This is a genomic window from Bacillus sp. V59.32b, assembly GCF_003429085.1.
In the GTDB taxonomy this organism is placed as follows: Bacteria; Bacillota; Bacilli; order Bacillales; family DSM-1321; genus Peribacillus.
Genome location: NZ_QVTC01000030.1, coordinates 43,795 through 67,493, shown reverse-complemented (window position 1 = coordinate 67,493; position 23,699 = coordinate 43,795). Strand labels below are relative to the sequence as shown.

Sequence of the window (23,699 nt, the reverse complement as noted above, 5' to 3'; positions counted from 1 at the left end):
AAAATGCGTATGCATTTTCGAGGAGTCTCGCAGATTCCCTTCCCAAAAACAACATTATCGTTAACAAAGCCTATAATTAAAAAAAGCCCGGCAGGGAGCCAGGCTGGTGTTCGCATATAATTACAAGCCAACATAAGTTACAAGCAACGTTAAAATAAAGAAAAGAACAGACAAAACGATTGTGGCGCGATGCAGAATCAAATCAAGGCCGCGAGCTTTCTGTTTTCCAAACAGCTGTTCAGCTCCTCCAGCAATAGAACCGGATAAACCAGCGCTTTTTGCGGATTGAAGCAATACACATACGATCAGCGCAATACAAACGATAACTAATAATGTAACTAGAAATGCGTGCATACAGTTAAACCTCCCGATTACCATAAAACATTATTTCCATTTTACCATACCATCAATACCTTTACAACACTTTCCGAACCTTCTTGAAATCATCTCCTTGCTTCATCAAAATGATATTAGGCATCAACCGTATACGATTCAAACCGTATGGTGAAAATATACTAATACTAGCAAATAGTCAGGAGTCATAAATTATGCAAAAGTATATCATGACGATGGCCTCTATTTTTTCCATGCTGTTTTTGACTGAATCCGGGATAGAGCATCTTTCATACGCGGAACAGAAAAATATCAAGCAGATTAAAGAACTGACCATAACGAATGAAGGTAGAAACTCTTTCGCTGTAGGATATCACAAAGTGATGGATGGGGAAGGTCCTAATAATGTTCCTGTTCTTGTTAACAAGGAATATGGCTTGCCCGATAATTATAAGCCGACTGATCTAATCTATCCGGATGTTCCTTTTCTTGCAGATGAAAAAGATGAAAAACGGATGATGAGAAAAGAAGCAGCCTATGCGCTGGAAGAATTATTTCAGGCCGCAAAAAAAGAGGGCGTACATTTAGCAGGCGTTTCAGCCTACCGTTCTTATTCAGCTCAGAAAGAGATTTTTACAAGCAATGTCGAAAAAGACGGTTTTGAAATTGCCTCGACATATAGTGCATTCCCTGGTACAAGCGAACACGAAACTGGACTGGCTATTGATATCAGTGATAGTAGAGGTATTTGTCCGGCCATTGATTGTTTTGGCGATACAAAAGAATCAAATTGGCTCGCGGAACATGCTCACGAACATGGCTTTATCGTCCGCTATCCGAAAGGCAAACAAGATATTACCGGTTACAAATATGAACCCTGGCATTTTAGATATGTAGGGACTAGCATAGCAACTGAAATGACAAATAGGCGAATTACCTTAGAAGAGTACACAAATGCAATGCCTGTGACGAACTGATATTCGGAAGCAAAGCAAACATGGCTTGCTTTATCTCTCAATTTCAGTTATATATCTCAACTTTCGGTTATATATCTCAACTTTCGGTTATATATCTCAACTTTCGGTCATAAAAAAAAAATCTGCCTCTTACACAGAGGCAGATTTTTTCGTTTATGATCTTATTTCTTCAAGTTATAAAAAGACTTCAATCCAGCATATACAGCCAATTCATCAAGCTCGTCCTCGATGCGGAGCAATTGGTTGTATTTTGCGATACGGTCTGTACGGGACATGGACCCGGTCTTGATTTGACCTGCATTTGTAGCAACAGCAATGTCAGCAATTGTTGCGTCTTCTGTTTCACCAGAACGGTGGGAAACTACAGCAGTGTAGCCCGCGCGTTTAGCCATCTCGATTGCCTCAAACGTTTCAGTCAATGTTCCGATTTGGTTCACTTTAATCAGGATCGAGTTGCCAACACCTTTTTCGATACCTTCTGCAAGCTTCTTCGTATTGGTTACGAATAAATCATCCCCGACCAATTGAACTTTTTTGCCAAGGCGGTCTGTTAATAGCTTATGGCCTTCCCAGTCATTTTCGTCAAGTCCGTCTTCAATGGAAAGGATCGGGAATTCATTCACCAATTCTTCGTAGAAGCTGACCATTTCTTCAGAGCTTACCCCTGTCCGGCCTTCACCGGCAAGGTCATATTTCCCTGTTTCTTTGTTAAAGAATTCAGAAGAAGCAACATCCATTCCAAGATAAATATCTTTTCCAGGTTCATAGCCCGCTTTTTTAATCGCTTCGATGATCACTTCAAGAGCTTCACGGTTTGAACCAAGGTTCGGAGCAAAGCCGCCTTCATCACCAACTGCCGTATTCAGGCCCTTCGAGGAAAGAACTGATTTTAAGTTATGGAATACTTCCGCACCCATACGGACAGCTTCCTTGAAGGTAGGAGCTCCTACAGGAAGGATCATGAATTCCTGGAAGTCCACGTTATTGTCGGCATGTGAGCCGCCATTGATGATGTTCATCATTGGAGTTGGTAATTGCTTGGCGTTGAATCCGCCTAGGTAACGGTATAAAGGTAGGCTTACCGATTCAGCTGCCGCGTGAGCACACGCCATGGAAACGCCAAGGATTGCGTTTGCACCCAACTTCCCTTTGTTTTCTGTTCCGTCTAATTCAATCATCGTCCGGTCAATGCCGACTTGATCCGTAACATCCATGCCGATGATCGCTTCTGAGATGATATCATTTACGTTTTCAACTGCTTTTTGCACACCTTTTCCAAGATAACGTGACTTGTCGCCGTCACGGAGTTCCACCGCTTCATATTCACCAGTGGAAGCACCAGATGGGACCATGGCGCGTCCAAAGAAACCGGACTCCGTCATCACTTCTACTTCAACAGTTGGGTTACCGCGGGAATCAAGTACTTCACGTGCGTATACATGTTCGATGAATGGCATAAAAATCTCTCCTTTTATAATTGTTTTTTATTTATTAATTAAAGATGCTCCTGTCATTTCAACAGGCTTATCCACGTTCAACAAGTCGAGCATTGTTGGAGCTAAATCTCCAAGGATTCCACCCGTTCTTAATGTTACCCCATTTTTCGTAACAATGATAGGCACAGGGTTAGTTGTGTGAGCCGTCATTGGCGACCCTTCCATTGTCACAACTTCATCCGCATTGCCGTGATCCGCAGTGATGATCGCTGTTCCGCCTTTTTCAATAATCAAATCGACAATTTTGCCAAGGCATTCGTCAACGGTTTCTATCGCCTTAATGGTCGGCTCTAGCATTCCTGAATGACCGACCATATCCGGATTGGCAAAGTTCAGGAGGATCGCGTCAAATTTATCGTTCTGAATCTGCTCCATCAATGCATCCGTCACTTCATAGGCACTCATTTCAGGCTTCAAATCATATGTCGCCACCTTTGGCGAATTAATCAAAATTCGCTCTTCTCCCGGAAATTGCGCTTCCCGGCCACCGCTCATAAAGAAGGTGACATGCGGATATTTTTCCGTCTCCGCAATTCTAAGCTGTGTCAAATTGTTTTGTGCTAAAACCTCGCCAAGCGTATTATCCAAATTGGCTGGTTGGAAAGCTACGTATCCATCTACTGTTTCCGAAAAATGCGTCAAACATACAAAATGAAGCTTTTTTGGATGTCCGGGACCCCTATCAAAGGACCGGAAGTCTTGATTCGTAAAAGTATTCGATATTTGGATGGCCCGGTCCGGGCGGAAATTATAGAAAATAACCGCATCATTATCCGTGATGGTCGCAACCGGCTTTCCATCTTCAGATGTAATGACCGAAGGAATAACAAATTCATCAAAGATTCCGTTCTTATATGAATCTTCTACACATTCCATAGCGGATGAGTACGCAGGACCATCGCCGTAAACCATGGAACGGTATGACTTCTCCACACGTTCCCAGCGCTTATCGCGATCCATCGAATAATAACGTCCGGATATTGTGGCGAACTGGCCTACACCGATTTCCTTCATTTGAGCTTCAGCTTCTTCGATGAATCCCTTTGCGGTTTGCGGACCTACATCACGGCCGTCCAAAAACCCATGAACATAGACATTTTTTACGCCTTCTTTTGCTGCGAGCTTTAAAAGGGCATACATATGCTGAATATGACTATGCACCCCTCCATTAGATAGCAATCCAAAGAGGTGCAGATTAGTTCCTTTTTCTTTGGCATGCTTCATGGCGTTTAAGAACGTTTCGTTTTCTTCAAACTCGCCATCCCGAATCGCTACGTTCACCCGGGTCAAACTTTGATAGACAATCCGCCCGGCACCGATATTTAAGTGCCCGACCTCAGAGTTTCCCATTTGGCCTTCAGGTAAGCCAACCGCTTCACCACTTGCCGTTAATTGAGCGTTTGGATACGTGTTCCAAAAACGGTCGAAGTTCGGCTTTTTTGCGTGGCTGACGGCATTCCCTTTGGTTTCGTTACGGCAACCGAAACCATCTAGAATAATTAAAGCTACCGGGGACTTACCCATTTTTTCCAGCCTCCAGCAATTGAAGGAAAGACCCAGGTTCAAGACTTGCGCCCCCGACCAACGCACCATCGATATCAGGCTGTGACATATATTCTTGAATATTGGAAGGCTTTACGCTGCCTCCGTATTGAATACGGACGCTATCTGCTGCTTGCTGTGAAAATTGTGAAGCGACAACAGAACGAATATGCGCGCAAACTTCATTCGCATCCTCAGCTGTTGAAGATTTTCCGGTTCCAATAGCCCAGATTGGTTCGTACGCAATAACCGTTTGCTTTACTTGTTCTTCAGATAACCCTTCTAATCCTTTTCGGATCTGGTTTCCGACAAGTTCATTGGTTTTTCCGCTCTCACGCTCTTCAAGGGTTTCACCACAACATACAATCGGTATTAAATGGTGACTAAAAGCCGCCTTGGTTTTCTTGTTTACTGTTTCATCGGTTTCATTGAACATTTCACGGCGTTCGGAATGGCCAATAATGACATACTTGACTCCGATATCCTCGAGTGCAACCGGGCTGATTTCGCCAGTAAATGCGCCACTTTCTTCAAAGTGCATATTTTGAGCGCCGATTTCCACGTCACTTCTTTCGGATGCTGTAACAAGTTCATTCAGAAAGAGTGCAGGCGCACAAATGACAGATTCCATTGCTTCCTTTGAAGGGACGAGGCTATCTACTTCTTCTAAAAAGCTTCTTGCTTCTGAAAGGTTTTTATTCATTTTCCAGTTGCCAGCGATGATTGGTTTACGCATGTGAACCATCCTTTCTTTTTCTAAGTCCTTCATCTTAATGGGTGATTTAATGTTTCATAATGACCACGCTAAAATATTTAAGCGAAAGCAGCTTACCATGATACCGCCTATTTATCATTCAAAGCTACGACGCCCGGCAATTGCTTGCCTTCCATGAATTCAAGCGATGCTCCGCCACCGGTGGAAATATGCGACATCTTGTCTGCAAGGTTGAATTTTTCTACCGCAGCAGCTGAATCTCCTCCACCAATGATGCTGTATGTATCAGCAGCTTCAGCGAGTGCTTCTGCCACTCTCTTCGTTCCACCCGCAAACTTATCTATCTCAAATACACCCATAGGCCCGTTCCAAATAACTAGCTTCGAGCTCTTGATTACATCCGCATATATTTCCCTTGTCTTAGGGCCGATGTCAAGTGCTTCCCAGTCAGCGGGAATGGAATCGATTGCGACTTCTTTTGTATTCGCATCATTGGAGAAGTCATCAGCTACCACTACATCAACTGGCATGTATAGCTTGACTCCTTTTTCTTTGGCTAATTTTATAAAGGAGTTGGCCAGATCCATTTTATCTTCTTCGAGGAGGGATTTACCGATTTCGTGTCCTTGTGCTTTTACGAATGTATAAGCAAGACCGCCACCGATAATTAAATTATCTACTTTTTCAAGGAGGTTTTCGATTACACCAATTTTATCTTTTACTTTCGCTCCACCAATAATAGCAGTGAAAGGACGTTCAGGATTGGATAACGCCTTGCCGAGAACCTCCAGCTCTTTTTCCATCAAGAAACCTGAGACAGCGGGAAGATGTTTGGCGATTCCCTCAGTAGAAGCGTGGGCGCGATGTGCTGCCCCAAATGCGTCATTCACATATATATCCGCAAGATCCGCAAAAGCTTTAGCCAATTCCGGGTCATTCTTTTCTTCACCAGGATAGAAGCGGACATTTTCCAGCAATAATACGTCACCATCATTCAACTTTTCGATTTCGGATTTTGCGATATCGCCATAAGCTTCATTAGACTTTGCCACATTTCTCTCTAATAGCTCGCTTAATCTTTTGGCGACAGGGGTAAGACGCATTTCTTCAACAACTTGTCCCTTAGGACGCCCAAGATGGCTTGCCAATATTACCTTTGCGCCCTGTTCAGAAAGATATTGAATCGTCGGGAGCGCTGCGCGGATTCTTGTGTCATCCGTCACATTGCCATTCTCCATTGGAACATTAAAATCCACACGGCAAAACACGCGTTTCCCTTTCACATCGATATCCTTGATAGACTTTTTATTCATGACCGAAGAACCTCCTTTGGATTGTAAGGGTGACAGATATCATCCATTTTTACCTTAAAAGGGGAGAGGGCATATATCCCATCTCCCCTTTTTCTTTTTCATTATAGTCTCTTTAGCCCGCTTATCCAAATTATACATTGGATGTTGTGTCTTTTTAATTATCTAGGAGATTACAGTCCTTTTGAAGCGATGTAATCAACAAGGTCAACCACACGGTTAGAGTAACCCGTTTCGTTATCGTACCAAGAAAGAACTTTTACCATATTGCCTTCCATAACCATTGTGGAAAGAGCATCGATAGAAGATGAGTAACGGCTGCCGTTGTAGTCAGTAGATACCAGTGGAAGCTCGTTGTACTCAAGAATCCCTTTCAATTCACCTTCAGCTGCTGCTTTAAAAGCTGCGTTTACTTCTTCAGCAGTTACATCTTTTTCAAGCTCAGCAACAAGGTCAACAACGGATACGTTTGGTGTAGGAACACGCATAGCCATACCGTTTAATTTTCCTTTTAATTCAGGCAATACAAGCGCAACTGCTTTTGCAGCACCTGTAGTTGTCGGAATGATGTTCTCCGCTGCTGCACGCGCACGACGGTAGTCTTTGTGCGGAAGATCAAGGATTTGCTGATCGTTCGTATAAGAGTGAACAGTAGTCATCATACCGCGTTTGATGCCGAATTGGTCGTTAAGCACTTTTGCGAAAGGAGCCAAACAGTTTGTAGTACAAGAAGCATTTGAAATAACATGATGGTTAGCAGGCTCGTATTTCTCGTTGTTAACGCCCATAACGATCGTAATATCTTCATCGTTCGCTGGAGCAGAGATGATTACTTTCTTTGCGCCGGCTTCAAGATGCTTCGCTGCGTCAGCGCGCTTTGTGAAACGTCCTGTAGATTCTACAACCACTTCTACGCCAAGATCTCCCCAGCCTAATTGAGCAGGATCACGCTCAGCTAAAACTTTTACCTTATGCCCTTCTACCAATAGGTAGTCACCATCTACAGATACCTTTTCATTTAATGTTCCGTGAACAGTATCATACTGCAATAGGTGCGCCAGCATGTTTGCATCTGTCAAATCGTTAATTGCCACTATTTCCACGTTTGGATTGCGCAAAGCCGCACGGAATACGTTACGTCCTATACGTCCAAATCCATTAATACCTACTTTAACTGCCATGATTAGTTCCTCCTTTTAATTAGGAAAAAAATAAAATATTTATTTAAAAGGGATGTTACCCCTTTAATAACTCTTTTGCTGCGGCCTCGTCCGTTATCAGGACTGTGGAAGAAGGCGCCGTCTTCATATAAGAGCGGATGGCCTTTGCCTTGGATTTCCCCCCCGGCTACCGCAATGACGCTTCTTGTATCCTTTAGATCATCAAGCTGAATGCCAACCGTCTGCACTTTATGGACAACATCGCCATTTTCATTGAAATAATACCCGAACGCTTCCCCAACAGCATTCCCATCCGTGATTACTTTCATAATCTCTGGCGTTGTTTTTCTTCGTTCGGCCATTGCCAGTGCGTCCCCAACACCGTGGATGACAATGTTGGCTGATTGGATAAGCGAGATTACTTCCTTGATGGTTGGATCTTTCATAAAGGATTGATAGGCCTCTTTGCTGACTTGATCGGGAATATAAAGAACCCTATACGCGGCATTCGTCTTTTCTGCCATCTTCGAAACAATCATATTCGCCTGGTTATGGACATCTTCCCCAAGTCCACCGCGGGCAGGCACAAAAACCAAGTCTTTTCCATCAGGGACAGGTGTCAGCATGTTCGCAACCTCGGCTATTGTCGAGCCTCCTGTTACAGCGATGATATTTTCCCCAATAAACTCCTGTTTCATACGGTTTGCGCACGCTTTACCCAGCTCGCTTTTAACCCAGGGCAATTGGTCGCTGTCACCAGCAACGATGATCACCTCTTGCAACTTCAGTTTCCGCTTTAATTCCTGTTCCATTAAGTCTATACCCGTTACTTCACGCATTATTCCCTCTAATTTCTCGAGAATATCCTCACCTTCGACAGAAAGCTGCATACCGGAAGTGAACACATGAATAAGCTGTTGTTCTTTCAAAAAGTCAACCTCGCTTCTTAGCGTTCTTTCCGTTAAGTTCAAGCTAAGTGCCAAGCTTCTCCGGCCAACCGGCTGCATAATTTTGATATAACGCAGGATATCATATCGTTTTTGCATAACCGCCAGGAAGTCGGGTAATAATTTTCTTTGTACATCAAGCAATGAGCGCATGCAAAAAACCCCTTGCGTTTATATTGGGACTTTAATTGTCCCGGTTAGACAATTAGTGTCCCACTCACAGCAAAAAATATTCCTGCTACGATTTCATTCTAGCAGGAAAGGATATCTACTTCAACCAATAAGGTTAAATTATTTTTCAAAGAGGTCGAGAAGGCTGGTCTTATCAAGATTGCCGTATTGAATCATTTCTCCCTGCCACTCAAGCACCGGAATCATCAAGCCGAAACGTTCAAGTAAATCGTCATCGGAATAAATATCAATCTCTTTATACGAAATACCGATTTCATCCACTAATTCATCTAATATCTTCTTCGCTTTATCGCATAACGGACACTTTTCTCTTGTATAGAGCAATAACTCCCGCTTCACATTCATCATCCTTTGGCATTCCCCTTAATCATATCTTTTTCTTTTTGACGAAGATGGAATGCCCATCTGGTCACGATATTTGGCCACCGTCCGCCTTGATAGGATAATCCCTGATTCTTTCAGTAATAAATTGGAGATATCCTGATCAGAGAACGGTTTCCGTTTATCTTCCGCCTGTATTGCTTGCTCCACTGTTTTTTTTTGCCCTGTGCGCGGAAATATCCTCTTCTGCTGTCGATTGGACTGTAGATGTGAAAAAAGCCCTCATCTCCACAGTGCCAAACGGGGCCCTGACATACTTACCCTTGACCGCACGGCTAACTGTTGATTCATGGATTTCCAGGTCCAAAGCAATTTCTTTCATCGCCATCGGAATTAAAAAGGACATCCCTTTATAAAAGCACTCGGATTGTTTCTCTACAATTCTTGCCATAACTTTCAGGATCGTTTCTTTTCGTTGTTGAAGGCTTCTTTGTATCCATTGGAAATCCTGCCATTTTTCCTGCAGAAAACGGTCAACCTGCGGATCATTATATTGCTTCATTTGCTTCAAATAAGACGTATTCGAGCTTATCTTCGGTCCATTTTTGTCAAGTGTTGAGATAATGAGTCTTCCATCTCTGATTTCCACCGCAACATCAGGAATAATATAAGCCGGTTTATCATGATCGTATAACGATCCCGGCCGGGGATTTAATGTTTGGATATAATCCGATACGTTTTGAATATCTCCTAAAGATACATTCAGCTTCCTTGTTAGCTCTTTCCATTTTTTCTCTGCAAATAAAAGAAAATGTTCCTCAAGAATCATCTCGGCTAATTTATGTTTGGCCATCCTCGCTTGAATCAAAAGACATTCCTGCAGGTTCCTTGCACCGATCCCGAAAGGTTCAAGCTGGTGAATCAGCTTCAGGCATTCCGCGACCTCTTCCACCGGGGTTCCCGTCACTTTAGCAATGTCCTCTAACGTAACTCTTACATAGCCGTTGTCATCCATATTGCGAATGAATTGGAGGAAAATACGAAGCCTGGCTTTCGATATTTTCTTAATATTCAATTGGGATAATAAGTGTTTTTCAAGGTTCAGCTGATCCCCGCCGATTTGTTCGATCCAATACTTTGGATCATGCCCATTCCCCTTTCTGCTTTCGCCCCTTCGATGAACGGAAAATGGCTGCGGGTACTCCAGTGAAATCAGAGGATTCTCTAATGCTTCGCTTTCCAGAAAAGCTGTCAGCTCCTGTGAGGAATATTGTAAAAGGGCAATGGCCTGGCTCAATTCCTGGGTCATCGCCAATTTTAACGTTTGCTGTTGAAAAAGCCCCGCTCTCATATCCATGACTTCTCCCCCCTTTTTTCATTTTACAATATAGGGAGAAAAACGTGTATAAAAAGCGTTTGAAAACGGTTACTAAATTACTTTTTCTTTCTACCCATACGATAAATGATATGTGAGAGACGGCACAAAAAACCCGCCTGCCAATTAAAAAAGGCAGGCGGGTATAATGATGACGCCCTCGGCAGTGAGAAGGGCTTTTTTCTTATTATTAGGCTCTGTTAAACGATAATGTTGTTTTTGGGAAGGGAATCTGCGAGACTCCTCGAAAATGCATACGCATTTTCTCGTGCGGTGTCTATTCAAGGATGATGAATCAACGTCCTGCGGAAAAACGGGCTGGCAAGACCCCGCAGCGAGGTACGAGTGAGGAGGCTTGCCAGTTCGTCCGCGGAAAGCGAGTAGATTCCATGACCATTTGAAAATCAACAATGGAATTTAACAGAGCCTATTATTAAATTAAAAAATAATAACAAATTTAATTTTTGTTTTAAATGTCATAATTCTAAACTTTAAAAAATATACATTTTTTAAGTTTTGGTTATAATGGTATGAAAGGAGTGAATAAAATGTACAATTATTTGCATGATTCATTTCATCAAATAACTCAGTCTGAGTTTGAAGAAGAGTATAAGAAAAAATATAATAGTCAAACTACCATTTATTTGCCATTCGAGATTAGATCCCTAAACTATTCAGAAAAGTTCCCAGCATTTTTGAATATCCATATAAATTTAATAAATTTGTTAGACGAAATCTATCAACAAGATCAACAAATAAGAAAAATAATGGAGTTAATCCCTGATGTAGCACAAAAAGATTATATTATTGGCAACTTAGTTGATGAGTTACAAAGTACAAATGATTTAGAGGGTGTTAGAAGTACCAGAGCAGAAATGGCTGAAGGAACTAAGTTATTCATAAGTAAGTCTCCCAAAACCGTTAGACATCAAAGTCTTATTAGAACTTATAATAAGTTATTATCTGGTGACATAGAGATACCAAAAACTTCTAATGATATAAGGGAGATTTTTGACTTCTTACTTCAGGACTCGATTGAAAAAGAAAGTTTATTGGATGGTACTATTTTCCGTAAAGAGGGCTCAGAGGTACTAGCTAACAATGGAACCGGAAAGGTTATCCACAGAGGAGTTTCTCCGGAAAAAGAAGTAATTAAAGAAATGGATAAATTGTTAGACTTCCTAAACAATTTTCATCTACCTATGTTATTTAAAGTTTCAATTGCTCACTATTATTTTGGGTATATTCACCCGTTTTATGATGGCAATGGTAGGACTTCTAGGTTTATTAGTAGTATATATTTAGAACAAAATTTCAACATATTGATTGCTTTGTCCCTTTCTAAGGGTTGCAACGAATTTAAATCACAATACTTGAGAGCATTTGATATTACCAATTCATTTAAAAATAAAGGAGATCTCACATTTTTTTGCGAAACATTTTGTAAAATTATTAGAAATACTCAAATCAACATACTTAATGATATGAAAGAAAAAATCCATCAGATGAATACACTTAAAGATTTTGTAAGAAATGATACTAATTTAGATTCTGAATTAGAAAGAAGAGTAATGTATGTACTCGTACAAAACCATTTCTTTAATTATACTGATGAAGGTGTATCGCGAATGGAGTTAGTTGATTTCACACAGCAGTCTCCTTACACAATAAATAAGGTACTGGATAAACTAATAAAAGTTGATGCCATTGAAAAAATATCCAGTAATCCTATAGTAGTACATCTAAAAGAATCCTATTTCCGTCTCTAGCATCAAAAAGCCCATCTCAAATGAGAAGGGCTTTTTGAATTATTAGCGATAATGCTGTCTAAGGGATCCGTGCAACTTAATAACGGGAAAGTAAATAATTTTATGCGTAGCCGATTAGAGAAAATAGAGTAAAAAATAAGGGTTTTTCAAAGTAACTCGGACAAAACTTGGACAGTCTCATCATCATTACTTGAAAAACCCTTATTTATCAATTTAGCGCCCTCGGCAGGAATCGAACCCACATCTCAAGAACCGGAATCTTACGTGCTATCCGTTGCACCACGAGGGCATATAAAAAGGCAAGCGTATTATTAAACAACGAAGTTTATTATATGTCAGATTTCATCTGTTTGCAAGTAGCCAAGCTGTTTTAAATTCAATCATTATGGGTATTATGGATAAAGTGATTAAATTTACCTTTGGAAAATGTCGAACAAATTATGAGTTTGGTTAGATTGTTTTGTTTGACCTAAATTGACCAAAAGGTGTATCATACATACATAGAGTAAAACCTATAATCATTCTCTTTATAAGGAGGAAATAAAGCATGAACTTAATTCCTACAGTTATTGAACAAACAAGCCGCGGGGAACGTGCTTACGATATTTATTCCCGTCTATTAAAAGATCGTATTATTATGCTGGGCAGTGGCATTGACGATAATGTCGCGAATTCCATTGTGGCCCAGTTGCTGTTCCTTGAAGCGGAAAACCCTGAAAAAGATATCACGTTATACATCAATTCTCCGGGCGGAAGCATCACAGCTGGAATGGCCATTTATGATACGATGCAATATATTAAACCAAATGTCTCTACGATTTGTATTGGAATGGCTGCATCGATGGGTGCATTCCTGCTTGCTGCCGGGGAAAAAGGAAAACGCTACGCGCTTCCAAGCAGTGAAGTTATGATCCATCAACCCCTTGGTGGAGCTCAGGGGCAGGCGACCGAAATTGAAATCGCCGCACGCCGCATTCTTTTCTTGCGTGATAAATTAAATAAAGTTCTTTCTGAACGTACTGGCCAGCCGCTTGAAGTAATTGAGCGCGATACAGAACGCGATAACTTTATGGTTGCCGAGAAAGCGATGGAATACGGATTAATCGACAAGGTTATCTCACGCAACATTGATAACGAGAAAAAGTAATAAGTTCAAAATAAAAGGATACCTGCCAATCTTCAATAGATTGGCAGGTATCCTTTATTAATTATATATCCTGTTCAATGAACGCTTGCAGTGCTTCAACCGCTTCCTGTTCATCCTTGCCCTCTACAACCAGTTTGATGACCGAACCTGTGCTTACAGCGAGGCTCATTAGACCCATTATACTTTTTGCATTTACTTTTCTTCCATCCTTCTCCAAAAATACTTCCGATTGGAACCGGGTGGCTTCTTGGACAAAAAGAGCAGCCGGACGGGCCTGCAATCCGCTTTTCAAGCGAACTTCCACTTGTTTCTCAACCATTTATATATCTCCTCCTTGAAAGTATGATGTTTATATTTTTTGTGACGCAGTCATTTCTCCGGTTCTTAGCTTGTCGGCGATTTCATCAATCTTCCGCAAACGGTGATTAATCCCTGATTTGCTAATGTTACTGCCAGATACCATTTCCCCAAGTTCTTTCAAGGTAACCTCTTGGAATGCCACTCTCAGCTCGGCAATTTCCCGTAGCTTATCTGGCAATATCCCGAGGCCGACCGTTTCATCTATATATCGGATGTTTTCTACCTGCCTTAAGGAAGCACCGATGGTCTTATTCAGATTAGCCGTTTCACAGTTCACTAAACGGTTTACCGAATTTCGCATATCACGGACGATCCGCACATCTTCAAAGCGCAGTAAAGCATTGTGAGCACCAACTATATTTAAAAACTCAGCGATTTTTTCCGCTTCTTTTAAATATGTAATATAGCCTTTTTTTCGTTCCAATGTTTTAGCTTTTAGCCGAAAAACATTCATTAATTCGCATAGAGCGTCGTTATGCTCTTTGTAAAGTGAGAATACTTCCAGGTGGTAGGAAGAGGTTTCCGGATTATTGACAGAACCTCCCGCAAGAAAGGCTCCTCTTAAATACGCACGCTTGCAGCATTTCTTAGCGACCAGTTCTTTTGAAATAGTATGCTGGATCGCAAACCCGTCCTCTAATATTTTTAAATCGGTTAAGATGGATTGTCCACCTGAAGACATTCTGACGATATACACATTATTTTTTTTCAGCTTCATTTTTTTGCGGACAAGCAATTCTACTTGGACCGCCTCATAGTTTTTCTTTAGCAGCGTGTAGATCCTTCTTGCAATCGCCGCATTTTCTGTTTGAATATCGACAACAAGCTTTCGATTGGAAAACGAGAGCGAGCCGTTCATTCGAATGAGCGCACATAATTCAGCTTTGCCGCAGCAATCTTTTTCTTCTAATGTTGTCAGCTCTTTTTTAGTTTCTGAAGCAAAAGACACGAAATCCCACCTCCAATCGAAAATTACGTTATGCTCTGGCTCTGTTTTCTTAAGTTTTATACGAATTAATCAACGGTTAGTTTCATCTAACAACATATTATATAGAATCCGTGCTACTTTTTTTGTATCGTGACGGATCGCATTACGGTCGTAGCTGTATATTTTATCTACCACGATATCTAAACCAAGCGCCGTTAAACTGTCTAGGTCAAATCGGACCGGCTGGGCATCCTCTTCTTTATACCGTCGCAAAACCGAATCCGGAATGGCTTCATTGTTTACGAGGATGCTTGAAATGAAATGACAGCTCATATGATCATAAATCGCCTTTACATGATCGCTGGCTGTGTAATTCAAGGTCTCCCCTGCCTGGGTCATTAAATTACAAATGTAAACCTTCTTTGCCTTTGATTTGCAAACTTCTTCCCCAAGACCGGGAACTAACAGGTTTGGCAGGATACTGGTATATAAGCTTCCCGGACCGATGACAATAAGGTCAGCTTGTTTAATTTCCTGAATGGTTTCACGCAGTGGTTGAATGTCAATGGGTGACAGAAAAACCCTTTTAATCTTCTTCCCCGAATCCGGAATTTTCGATTCTCCTGTTACGACACTGCCATCCACCATCTCAGCGTTAAGAATCACACTTTGATTGGCCGCTGGAAGAACCTTCCCCCTGACATTGAGTACTTTGCCCATTTCCTGGATGGCATGGACAAAATCACCAGTTATCGACGTCATGGCCGCAATGATCAGGTTTCCAAGGGAATGGCCGGTAAGCTCTTTCGAACTTTTGAAACGATGCTGAAACATCTGTTCAACAAGCGGTTCTACGTCGGATAGGGCTGCCAGCACATTTCGGATATCACCGGGTGCGGGAATATCCAGCTCGTTCCTCAATCGGCCCGAGCTGCCGCCATCATCCGCTACCGTAACAATTGCCGTAATATCAACCGGGAATTTTTTTAACCCTCGCAGTAAAACAGGGAGGCCGGTGCCTCCTCCAATTATGACGATTCTTGGCTGTTGAATTTTATTTGGTATCAATTTTGCTCTTCCTCTTCTCTATATCACGGTGAGAAACATGTGTCATATAATCGTCTTCAAAATATTTGGCAATATGCTCAGCGAGTGCTACTGAACGATGCTGCCCGCCTGTACAGCCAATCGCGATAACAAGTTGCGCCTTACCCTCCCGTTTATAATGGGGAAGCATAAAACTTAGCAAATCGGTTACCTTCTCTAAAAACTTGGTCGTTTCATTCCACTTCAATACATAGCTTGACACTTCTTCATCCAGACCGGTTTTTGGGCGCATATGATCAATATAATGCGGATTCGGAAGGAAGCGAACGTCAAAAACAAGATCGGCGTCAATTGGCAGTCCATGCTTAAAGCCGAATGACATAACGTTTACTGAAAAGACAGGTTTACTGCCGTTAGCATACTCCGTTAAAATCTTTTCTCGCAATTCTCTTGGTTTTAATTTTGAAGTATTGTATATCGTCTGCGACCGCCCCTTTAATTCCTCTAACAGGCTGCGTTCGAGAAGAATACCCTCAAGTGGACGCTCTGAAGGCGCAAGTGGGTGCGTCCGTCTCGTTTCCTTGTATCGACGGACAAGCGCCTCATCATCGGCGTCCAGAAACAGAATTTGCGGGGTAACCCACGATGTCTCCGCAAGATTGTCGAGCGCTTTAAACAAATGGTCAAAAAACTCACGGCCACGCAAATCCATAACAAGGGCCACTTTATTCATCTTATTGCCGGATTCCTTCATTAACTCAAGAAATTTTGGCAGTAACGTCGGCGGCAAATTATCGACACAGAAAAACCCTAAATCTTCAAAGCTTTGAATCGCCACCGTTTTACCGGCACCTGACATCCCCGTAATAATTACTAATTGCGTCCCGCTTACCGAACCTGTACTCATTTCACTTTTCCCCCTATCAAAAGAGCAAACAGCATCTATTTTGAATTAACCTGGATCCAGTCTGTACGAAATCAAATCAAAATCAGGTGTATATGTAAACGTCCCGTAAATGATGCCGTTTCCATGAATCATATATTCCAAAATATGATGATCTCCTTCTGCCATCGGAAGCTTACTCACTTCTTCCACATGGTGCCAGAATAGTTCTCCTTCATCAGATTGATCAACATTCACTCCGTCAGCCTCTGTCGCCAGAAAGGTGAACATCATCCACTCGTTGAGAACCTTATCTCCCTCTTTCATAATGAAGGTGAAGATTCCTTTAATGGCAGGGTTCTTTATATATACTCCGGTTTCTTCTCGATATTCCCGGATACAAGCATCCCTCACTGATTCCCCTGGTTCCATCTTCCCGCCCGGCGCGACCCACCATCCGCGGCGGGGTTTTTTTAATAACAGAATTTGATCATCCTTAACCAAGACACAATTCGTTACACGCTGCATTTCCTTCACCTCTGGTCGCCTGAACTCGGCGTCTAAAAACCTAATTTATCATGAACAAAGTATCTGTAATAAGCAAAAGAATAAAGATGTATTCATATTATTATACTATTTTTGCAAACCTCCCACAATGAACAAAGGCTGACAGATTACACGTATTGGTTTGAAGCAAGCATAAAGAGAATTGACCGATTAAAGTAGCCAGTCTCAGACTTCGTAGTGGAAATTCCAATATTGTTGCGAGTTCCATGCTGATTGTAAGCCGAGTGGCGGATTTTTGGAGCGAGAATCTCAATGTTTTTAACCAGTTCAAGATTGCGTAGCGAAGATTTAAATTTTGTAGCGAGTTGAGGGCATTTCGCTCTTAACCGCAAAAAAATAGGCACGGAATTTTATCCGTGCCAGCCAAGGGTTATATTTATTAAAGGGGGTCAATTTCTATATCTACTATACCCGATCTTTATTTCACATATGTTACAGCACAATTAAAACAGAGTTACGAATTATTAAGCTCTTAATTTAAGCTGTTCTTGTACTTCTTCCACATAATGTTGCGCAGCCTGCGCAGCGATGCTGCCATCACCTGTAGCTGTTACAATCTGGCGAAGCGTTTTTTCACGGATGTCTCCCGCCGCAAAAATCCCGGGTATTTTCGTTTCCATTTTTTCATTGGTTACGATATAGCCATTTTCGTTTGTTATGCCAAGGTTTTCGAACGGTTTAGTCAATGGCAACATCCCGATATAAATGAACACACCGTCGGCTTTGAATTCCTGTTCTTCGCCATTGATCGTGTTAACAAGCGTTACACTGCCGACTTTTCCGTCTTTGTCATTAATTTCTTTGATGGTATGATTCCAGATGAAATCAATTTTTTCATTTTCAAACGCACGATCCTGAAGAATCTTTTGCGCACGAAGCTCATCCCGGCGATGCACAATTGTTACTTTTGAAGCGAAACGCGTCAGGTATACACCTTCTTCAACGGCAGAATCTCCGCCGCCGATAACGACTAGCTCTCTTTGCTTAAAGAAAGCTCCATCACAGACCGCACAATACGAAACACCGCGTCCTCCGAGTTCTTTTTCACCCGGCACACCGACTTTCTTGTACTCTGCACCAGCGCTTATAATAATGGAACGGGCTTTATATTCCTTTGAACCAGCAATGAGCGTTTTATATTCTTCACCATCAATGATTTCTTTTACATCGCCATACGCGTATTCCGCTCCGAATTTTTTCGCATGGTCGAACATCTTCGTAGAAAGCTCAGGTCCTAAAATGTGATCAAATCCGGGATAGTTTTCCACTTCCTCCGTATTGGCCATTTGACCACCTGGAACACCGCGTTCAAGCATCAATGTTGAAAGGTTTGCGCGGGAGGTATAGACTGCGGCTGTCATGCCTGCTGGTCCGGCACCGATTATAATTACATCATAAATTTTTTCTTCAGTCATGATGTTCACTCCTTCATTCAATCATTTCCACTAGCTCTTTATCGTTTTTCTTTTACTAGTATTTCCTACCTACTATCCTATATAACAAATAAATTCCAGTCCAAATATTTGCTCATTGAAGCAGTGCATTTACTAATTTGATGTACTTGGAAAGGGTAGAGACCGAAATGAAGTGCTTTTCCGCGATTTCCGGCTGGGTTTTTCTTTCATTGCGAAGTCTATACCATGCATATTCCAGCGCAGCCGCCCATCCTGCGGGATTCGTCAGCTTTAGGTTGGTTTTCTCTGCTTCTACGAACACGGAGAACCACATTAAGTACAGCCCTGCCTCTGTATGCTGCACAGGTTGAAAATGATGGTACAGCATTTCTGCTGTCCGGTCGGCAAAATCAATCGCTAACGGCTTCCTTCCCTTCGCACTACCCTTAACGGCCGCAGCGTATTCCTTTTCAAGCGTTGTAAAGAGCGGATTTTCTTGGAATAAAGGATGGTTAAACACCTGCTCTTTTTGATTGGAATGCTTCGCTAAAAAGATCGCAAACAGCCTTTCTTCGATAAACTCGCTTTCTAGCCGTATAATAATCGAAGGAAGATGGTGTTCAAAGCCATTAACTGCAGAATTCGCATCGCTCCACGGCTCCAAGCCTTCTTTCTCGGGACTGGTCTCCAGCACTTTTTTCCACGCCTGTTTCGCGGTGTTTTCATGTCCCAAATGAAAGGCTGAATTACTAAGCCAGTAATAGAACGACCCGTCACCCTCGAATCCCTGCTTTTGCAGCTGCTTCAGCCACCTATAAGCGAGGGCATACTTTCCGACTAAAGCAAAGGTAGCTCCAAGCTTAAAGCGATGTTCCACTAGAATGGGGCGGATTTTTTCCAGACCCTTAACCAATTCTTCGACCTTCTCATCATGTTTCCGATAATAATGGAATACTGTCAGATTGCAAAGAGCGTGCAGGTTACCGGGGCTCTTGGCGAGAACATCCTCTAAGGTACTGAAAGCTTCTTCTGTTTCCCCTAAATAAAAGTAAGCGAGGGCCAGGTTATTATAGGCCGACCAAAACTCGGGATGCTCTTTAATCGTTTCATTCAGCACTTCAATCGCCTTCTGAAAATTACCTGCCTCTAGGTATTCGCGGGCTTCCTCTTGTTTAAAAATCAATCCGTCCTGCTCCGCAAGGCTTTCTTCCGTTTCATCAGCTTCAAAAGTGATCAAATCGAGCAGATCCTCCGCATCTTCGCTGAATTCTCCATCTTCTTCTTTATCGAGGTAAGCACTCGCATGGCGGTACGCTTCCTTAAACATGCCCAAATGAGCATAATTATTAGCCAAGAAATAATGGCATTCTGTCATATATGGATCAAGTACATCCAAAATGTTCTCAAGCAGATGGTTAGAGCGGCTGTATTCCCCGATTTCCGTGCAAGTAATCGCAAGCTGACACGCAATCATCGGTTCAGCGGGTTCCAGTTCAAGCGCTCTTTCGAAATATTTCCTTGCTTTATATAAATCCTGTCTATGATATGCTTTTAAACCCTTGGCGAAATAGTATTCTCCTGTCGGGTGAAATGATAGTATTTTGGCTTGTTTGCCAAGCTTAGAGTCTTTGCTCATGAAATCCTCCATCTTCAAGTTCTTTAACTATAGTAGTATACCATATCGGACGGGGTTTGCGTAACTTTGGGAACCCACAGGGGCTGCGAGCTGAAAATGGAGTTTTCACTGGTTTGATATCCATTTTATTTTATGCCAGTTATAAACTGGTTTAGATTACGCGAATTTGCGTTTCGTTATAAAAAGGAATTATGAAATTGATTCAGCTAAATAAAAAAGAGAAGGAGAGTTCTATCTCCTTCCCGTTTTTATTCTTTCACGGCGTGTCTTTGCTTAAGAACCGTCAGTACGGCTTCCAATGGCAGTTCTTGTTCCTGAAGCAAAACAAGCAAGTGGTATAATAAGTCCGCTGTTTCTAAAGATAATTCTTCATGGCTTCTATTTTTAGCGGCAATAATGACCTCAGCCGCTTCTTCTCCGACTTTTTTCAGGATTTTGTCTACTCCCTTTTCGAATAAGTAGGTCGTATATGAGTCTTCAGGCAGCGATTTCTTTCGTTCGCCAATCAATGCTTCTAATTCCAGCAAAAATGCGGCATCGGTTTGAGCAGCAGAAGAGTTATCTGTTTGATACACTGTTTCTGTAAAGCAGCTGGTCGTGCCATTATGACAGGCAGGCCCGGTCGGCTTGACTAAGACAACCAAAGCATCACTGTCACAATCCAATTTCATTTCAACGATCTTCTGGGTATTGCCGCTCGTTTCTCCTTTATGCCACAATTCATTCCTTGAACGGCTAAAGAACCACGTTTCCCCTTTCTCCAGCGAAAGCTGAAGTGACTCTTTATTCATATACGCAAGAGTTAGGACTTCCTTTGAGTCCGCATCCTGAACGATGGCAGATATTAAGCCATTCTCATCAAATTTGACGTTATCTATATTCATCTCACTACCACTCCTTGCTGTTTAAGAAACGATTTTACCTCTTTAACCGAAGTCTCTTTATAATGAAAAATAGACGCGGCCAGCGCAGCATCCGCTTTCCCCTCTTTAAAGGCATTTTCAAAATGTTCAGCGTTTCCGGCTCCTCCCGATGCAATAACCGGGACCGTTACTGCTCCGCTTACCGCTTTCGTTAAGTCCAAATTAAAGCCGCTTTTTTCACCGTCGTTATCCATGCTCGTCAGCAATATTTCGCCGGCTCCCCGGTCAACCGCTTCCTTGGCCCAGCCGATCACATCCCGCTCTGTCGGTTGTCTGCCGCCATGTGTATAAACTCGCCAGGTGCCGATCGATTCGTCATATTTGGCATCTATCGCAATGACGATACACTGAGAACCGAAATAGCCAGCTCCTTCATCTATTAACTCCGGACGCAGTACGGCGGCTGTGTTCAAGGAAACTTTATCAGCTCCCGCCCGCAAAATCCGCTTCATATCCTCAAGCGAGTTGATTCCCCCGCCTACGGTAAACGGAATTGCCAGGCTCGCCGCAACGGCCTTTACAACTTCGACCATCGTCTGTCTGCCTTCATGCGATGCTGAAATATCAAGGAAAACCAGCTCATCTGCTCCTTCTTGATCGTAAAAAGCGGCGAGCTCAACTGGATCACCGGCGTCCCGAAGCGACACGAACTGAATCCCTTTTACGACACGTCCCTCTTTTACATCGAGGCAGGGAATGATTCGTTTAGTAAGCATTTAACCACGCACCTTTTCTAATGCTTCTTTAACGGTGAACCGATTCGAATAAATGGCTTTTCCGACAATCGCCCCGATAATCCCGTGTGACTGGACAGCCTTAAGTGCGGTTAAATCCTCGAGACCGCTAATGCCACCTGATGCAATCACATGCTTTCCCGTTTCCTCTGCCATCCGGACAACGCCGTCAATATTCGGGCCCGAAAGCATGCCATCCGTTGCAATATCGGTTACGATAAATACCTCAGCACCGGCATCAGCGACCGCTTTCCCAAGCTCATAAGCATCGGTCTCTGATGTTTGCAGCCAGCCGTGTGTGGCGGCTTTTCCATCCTTCGCATCGATTCCGATGGCGATTTGTTTCCCGTATTTTCGGATCATTTCCTTTGTAAAAATTGGATCCGAGACAGCAACACTGCCGAGGATTACTCGTGATATGCCATTTTCAAGATAATAGGCCACATCCTCTTCTGTCCGTATACCTCCGCCAATCTGAATCTTAGCAGATAATTGCTTGGCGGCCTGCATCACGTATGCATCGTTCACTCGTCCGCCTGCTTTTGCACCGTCCAAATCAACCATATGAATCCATTCGGCACCTTGATTTGCAAAGCTATTAGCCATATCAAAGGGAGAATCGCCATATACGGTTTCCTGATTATAGTCTCCCTGAATCAAGCGGACACATTTTCCCCCACGCATATCAATTGCCGGATAGATCGTAAAATTGCTCATCGGCTGACCTTCCTTTCCACTAGTTCCAGGTAATTCTTTAAAAGTGACATTCCCATTTCTCCACTTTTTTCAGGGTGAAATTGCATGCCATATACTGAATCCTTGCCAACTATCGCCGGAACTTCTTCATAATAGCCGGCGGAAGCTTTAACTACACTCTCTTCTGCTGTTTTCACATAGTAGGAATGAACAAAATAAACATAATCTTCTTTAAGGCCTTTGAGCAACTCTGACTCGTTCTTAAAATTCAGCAGGTTCCACCCCATATGCGGAACTTTATAGCTTTCTCCTTCGCCATCTGTTCCAGGAAAGCGAACAACCTTTCCAGGCAGCAAAGACAACCCTTTAGACAAGCCATTCTCTTCACTTTCGTCAAATAGCAGCTGCATCCCTAGGCAAATCCCAAGTAATGGCTTACCGCTGTTTGCATAATCTTTTATAAACCCTGTCAATTCCTGTCTGTCTAGCAAAGTCATCGCATCTTTATAGGAACCGACACCCGGCAGAATGAGTCCCCTGGCATTTCTAAGCTCCTCAGGTTTATCGGAAATGAACCATTCCGTACCAAGCCGCTCCAATGCCTGGCTTACGCTAAACAAATTGCCCATGCCGTAATCGATAATACCAATCATCTATAACATTCCCTTCGTCGAAGGAATCCCCTTTACCCTCGGGTCAATTGACGTTGCCTCGTCAAGAGCGCGAGCCAACGCTTTAAAAATCGCCTCAATAATATGGTGTGTATTCTGGCCGTAATGAACAATTACATGCAGGTTCATTCTCGCTTCAAGCGCCAGCTTCCAGAGAAATTCATGCACAAGCTCCGTGTCAAAGGTCCCCACTTTTTGCGATGGAAAAGAAGCACGGAACTCCAAGTGAGGACGATTGCTTAAGTCAACAACGACCTGAGCCAAAGCTTCATCCATCGGTACGAAAGCATTCCCGTAACGCCTGATTCCTTTTTTATCACCAAGTGCCTTTACAAGGGCCTGGCCAAGGCAAATCCCAATATCCTCTGTCGTGTGATGGTCATCCACATCAATATCACCCTTAGCATCAACGGTCATATCGAAGTGCCCATGCTTAGTGAATAAATCGAGCATATGCGTCATGAAGGGAACGCCCGTCTCAATCACAGATTTGCCTTCTCCATCTATCGAAAAATCCAATTTTATCTTTGTTTCATTTGTATTCCGCTCTATTTTAGCAACTCGTTCCATCTTGTC

General features: G+C 42.6%; 22 protein-coding genes, 1 tRNA gene and 2 pseudogenes. 3 read left to right on the top strand and 22 right to left on the bottom strand.

What is annotated here, in order from left to right; translation table 11 throughout:
• Positions 1–120: 120 nt before the first annotated feature.
• Positions 121–354 carry a preprotein translocase subunit SecG gene (gene secG, locus D0463_RS08445; protein ID WP_117306963.1) on the bottom strand — a complete coding sequence of 78 codons (234 nt, stop codon included), beginning with the start codon at positions 352–354 and terminating at the stop codon, positions 121–123.
• A 194-nt stretch (positions 355–548) separates the two neighbouring features.
• Here secG and D0463_RS08440 point away from each other — a divergent pair, with 194 nt between their 5' ends.
• Positions 549–1,310, top strand: coding sequence for a M15 family metallopeptidase (locus tag D0463_RS08440; RefSeq protein ID WP_117306962.1), 762 nt, complete (start codon positions 549–551; stop codon positions 1,308–1,310).
• A gap of 161 nt (positions 1,311–1,471) precedes the next feature.
• Here the strand turns inward: D0463_RS08440 and eno are convergent, their stop codons facing one another.
• The 8 genes and pseudogenes from eno to rpoN form a co-directional block, all read right to left on the bottom strand.
• The gene (eno, locus tag D0463_RS08435; protein ID WP_117306961.1) at positions 1,472–2,767 is read right to left on the bottom strand and encodes a phosphopyruvate hydratase; all 1,296 of its coding nucleotides are present in this window, start codon (positions 2,765–2,767) and stop codon (positions 1,472–1,474) included.
• A gap of 27 nt (positions 2,768–2,794) precedes the next feature.
• The gene (gpmI, locus tag D0463_RS08430) at positions 2,795–4,330 is read right to left on the bottom strand and encodes a 2,3-bisphosphoglycerate-independent phosphoglycerate mutase (RefSeq protein WP_117306960.1); all 1,536 of its coding nucleotides are present in this window, start codon (positions 4,328–4,330) and stop codon (positions 2,795–2,797) included.
• On the bottom strand, positions 4,323–5,084 hold the full coding sequence (tpiA, locus tag D0463_RS08425; protein ID WP_117306959.1) for a triose-phosphate isomerase: 762 nt from the start codon (positions 5,082–5,084) through the stop codon (positions 4,323–4,325). The genes gpmI and tpiA overlap by 8 nt, the downstream gene beginning before the upstream one ends.
• Before the next feature lie 107 nt (positions 5,085–5,191).
• The gene (locus D0463_RS08420) at positions 5,192–6,376 is read right to left on the bottom strand and encodes a phosphoglycerate kinase (RefSeq protein WP_117306958.1); all 1,185 of its coding nucleotides are present in this window, start codon (positions 6,374–6,376) and stop codon (positions 5,192–5,194) included.
• Positions 6,377–6,546: 170 nt separating this feature from the next.
• The gene (gene gap, locus D0463_RS08415) at positions 6,547–7,554 is read right to left on the bottom strand and encodes a type I glyceraldehyde-3-phosphate dehydrogenase (RefSeq protein ID WP_117306957.1); all 1,008 of its coding nucleotides are present in this window, start codon (positions 7,552–7,554) and stop codon (positions 6,547–6,549) included.
• 55 nt (positions 7,555–7,609) lie between these two features.
• A pseudogene (locus D0463_RS08410) lies at positions 7,610–8,633 on the bottom strand (sugar-binding transcriptional regulator).
• Between the two features lie 138 nt (positions 8,634–8,771).
• Positions 8,772–9,020 (bottom strand): glutaredoxin family protein, encoded by a 249-nt coding sequence (locus tag D0463_RS08405; protein WP_367946575.1) that lies wholly within the window; start codon positions 9,018–9,020, stop codon positions 8,772–8,774.
• A gap of 15 nt (positions 9,021–9,035) precedes the next feature.
• Positions 9,036–10,302, bottom strand: a pseudogene (rpoN, locus tag D0463_RS08400) (RNA polymerase factor sigma-54).
• Positions 10,303–10,916: 614 nt separating this feature from the next.
• Between rpoN and D0463_RS08395 the strand changes: the two are divergent.
• Entirely contained in the window at positions 10,917–12,137 is a 1,221-nt protein-coding gene (locus tag D0463_RS08395; RefSeq protein ID WP_160118384.1) for a Fic family protein, read from the top strand.
• A gap of 217 nt (positions 12,138–12,354) precedes the next feature.
• Here the strand turns inward: D0463_RS08395 and D0463_RS08390 are convergent.
• Positions 12,355–12,426, bottom strand: a tRNA-Arg gene (locus D0463_RS08390).
• A 258-nt stretch (positions 12,427–12,684) separates the two neighbouring features.
• On the opposite strand from D0463_RS08390, the gene clpP reads away from it, so the two are divergent.
• The gene (gene clpP, locus D0463_RS08385; protein ID WP_117306955.1) at positions 12,685–13,284 is read left to right on the top strand and encodes an ATP-dependent Clp endopeptidase proteolytic subunit ClpP; all 600 of its coding nucleotides are present in this window, start codon (positions 12,685–12,687) and stop codon (positions 13,282–13,284) included.
• A gap of 61 nt (positions 13,285–13,345) precedes the next feature.
• Here clpP and D0463_RS08380 read toward each other — a convergent pair whose 3' ends face one another.
• The 12 genes from D0463_RS08380 to hisB all read right to left on the bottom strand — a co-directional run bounded on the left by D0463_RS08380 (position 13,346) and on the right by hisB (position 23,693).
• A complete protein-coding gene (locus tag D0463_RS08380; RefSeq protein ID WP_117306954.1) occupies positions 13,346–13,603 on the bottom strand; it encodes an HPr family phosphocarrier protein in 258 nt (85 codons plus the stop codon).
• A gap of 30 nt (positions 13,604–13,633) precedes the next feature.
• Positions 13,634–14,593 (bottom strand): DNA-binding protein WhiA, encoded by a 960-nt coding sequence (gene whiA, locus D0463_RS08375; RefSeq protein WP_117306953.1) that lies wholly within the window; start codon positions 14,591–14,593, stop codon positions 13,634–13,636.
• Between the two features lie 69 nt (positions 14,594–14,662).
• Positions 14,663–15,637 carry a gluconeogenesis factor YvcK family protein gene (locus D0463_RS08370; RefSeq protein ID WP_483295726.1) on the bottom strand — a complete coding sequence of 325 codons (975 nt, stop codon included), beginning with the start codon at positions 15,635–15,637 and terminating at the stop codon, positions 14,663–14,665.
• Entirely contained in the window at positions 15,627–16,526 is a 900-nt protein-coding gene (rapZ, locus tag D0463_RS08365) for an RNase adapter RapZ (RefSeq protein WP_117306951.1), read from the bottom strand. The genes D0463_RS08370 and rapZ overlap by 11 nt, the downstream gene beginning before the upstream one ends.
• A 45-nt stretch (positions 16,527–16,571) precedes the next feature.
• Positions 16,572–17,030 (bottom strand): 8-oxo-dGTP diphosphatase, encoded by a 459-nt coding sequence (locus D0463_RS08360; RefSeq protein ID WP_117306950.1) that lies wholly within the window; start codon positions 17,028–17,030, stop codon positions 16,572–16,574.
• A 503-nt stretch (positions 17,031–17,533) separates the two neighbouring features.
• The gene (trxB, locus tag D0463_RS08355) at positions 17,534–18,484 is read right to left on the bottom strand and encodes a thioredoxin-disulfide reductase (protein ID WP_117306949.1); all 951 of its coding nucleotides are present in this window, start codon (positions 18,482–18,484) and stop codon (positions 17,534–17,536) included.
• Positions 18,485–18,596: 112 nt separating this feature from the next.
• A complete protein-coding gene (locus D0463_RS08350; protein ID WP_117306948.1) occupies positions 18,597–20,099 on the bottom strand; it encodes a tetratricopeptide repeat protein in 1,503 nt (500 codons plus the stop codon).
• A 248-nt stretch (positions 20,100–20,347) separates the two neighbouring features.
• Positions 20,348–20,983, bottom strand: a complete 636-nt coding sequence (gene hisIE / locus D0463_RS08345; RefSeq protein ID WP_117306947.1) for a bifunctional phosphoribosyl-AMP cyclohydrolase/phosphoribosyl-ATP diphosphatase HisIE — start codon at positions 20,981–20,983, stop codon at positions 20,348–20,350.
• Complete coding sequence (hisF, locus tag D0463_RS08340; protein WP_117306946.1) at positions 20,980–21,738, bottom strand: imidazole glycerol phosphate synthase subunit HisF; 759 nt, start codon at positions 21,736–21,738, stop codon at positions 20,980–20,982. The genes hisIE and hisF overlap by 4 nt, the downstream gene beginning before the upstream one ends.
• Positions 21,739–22,473 carry a 1-(5-phosphoribosyl)-5-[(5-phosphoribosylamino)methylideneamino]imidazole-4-carboxamide isomerase gene (gene hisA / locus D0463_RS08335; RefSeq protein ID WP_117306945.1) on the bottom strand — a complete coding sequence of 245 codons (735 nt, stop codon included), beginning with the start codon at positions 22,471–22,473 and terminating at the stop codon, positions 21,739–21,741.
• On the bottom strand, positions 22,470–23,105 hold the full coding sequence (hisH, locus tag D0463_RS08330; protein WP_117306944.1) for an imidazole glycerol phosphate synthase subunit HisH: 636 nt from the start codon (positions 23,103–23,105) through the stop codon (positions 22,470–22,472). Before hisH ends, hisA begins: the two co-directional genes overlap by 4 nt.
• Positions 23,106–23,693, bottom strand: a complete 588-nt coding sequence (gene hisB, locus D0463_RS08325; protein ID WP_117306943.1) for an imidazoleglycerol-phosphate dehydratase HisB — start codon at positions 23,691–23,693, stop codon at positions 23,106–23,108.
• Between the last annotated feature and the right edge of the window lie 6 nt (positions 23,694–23,699).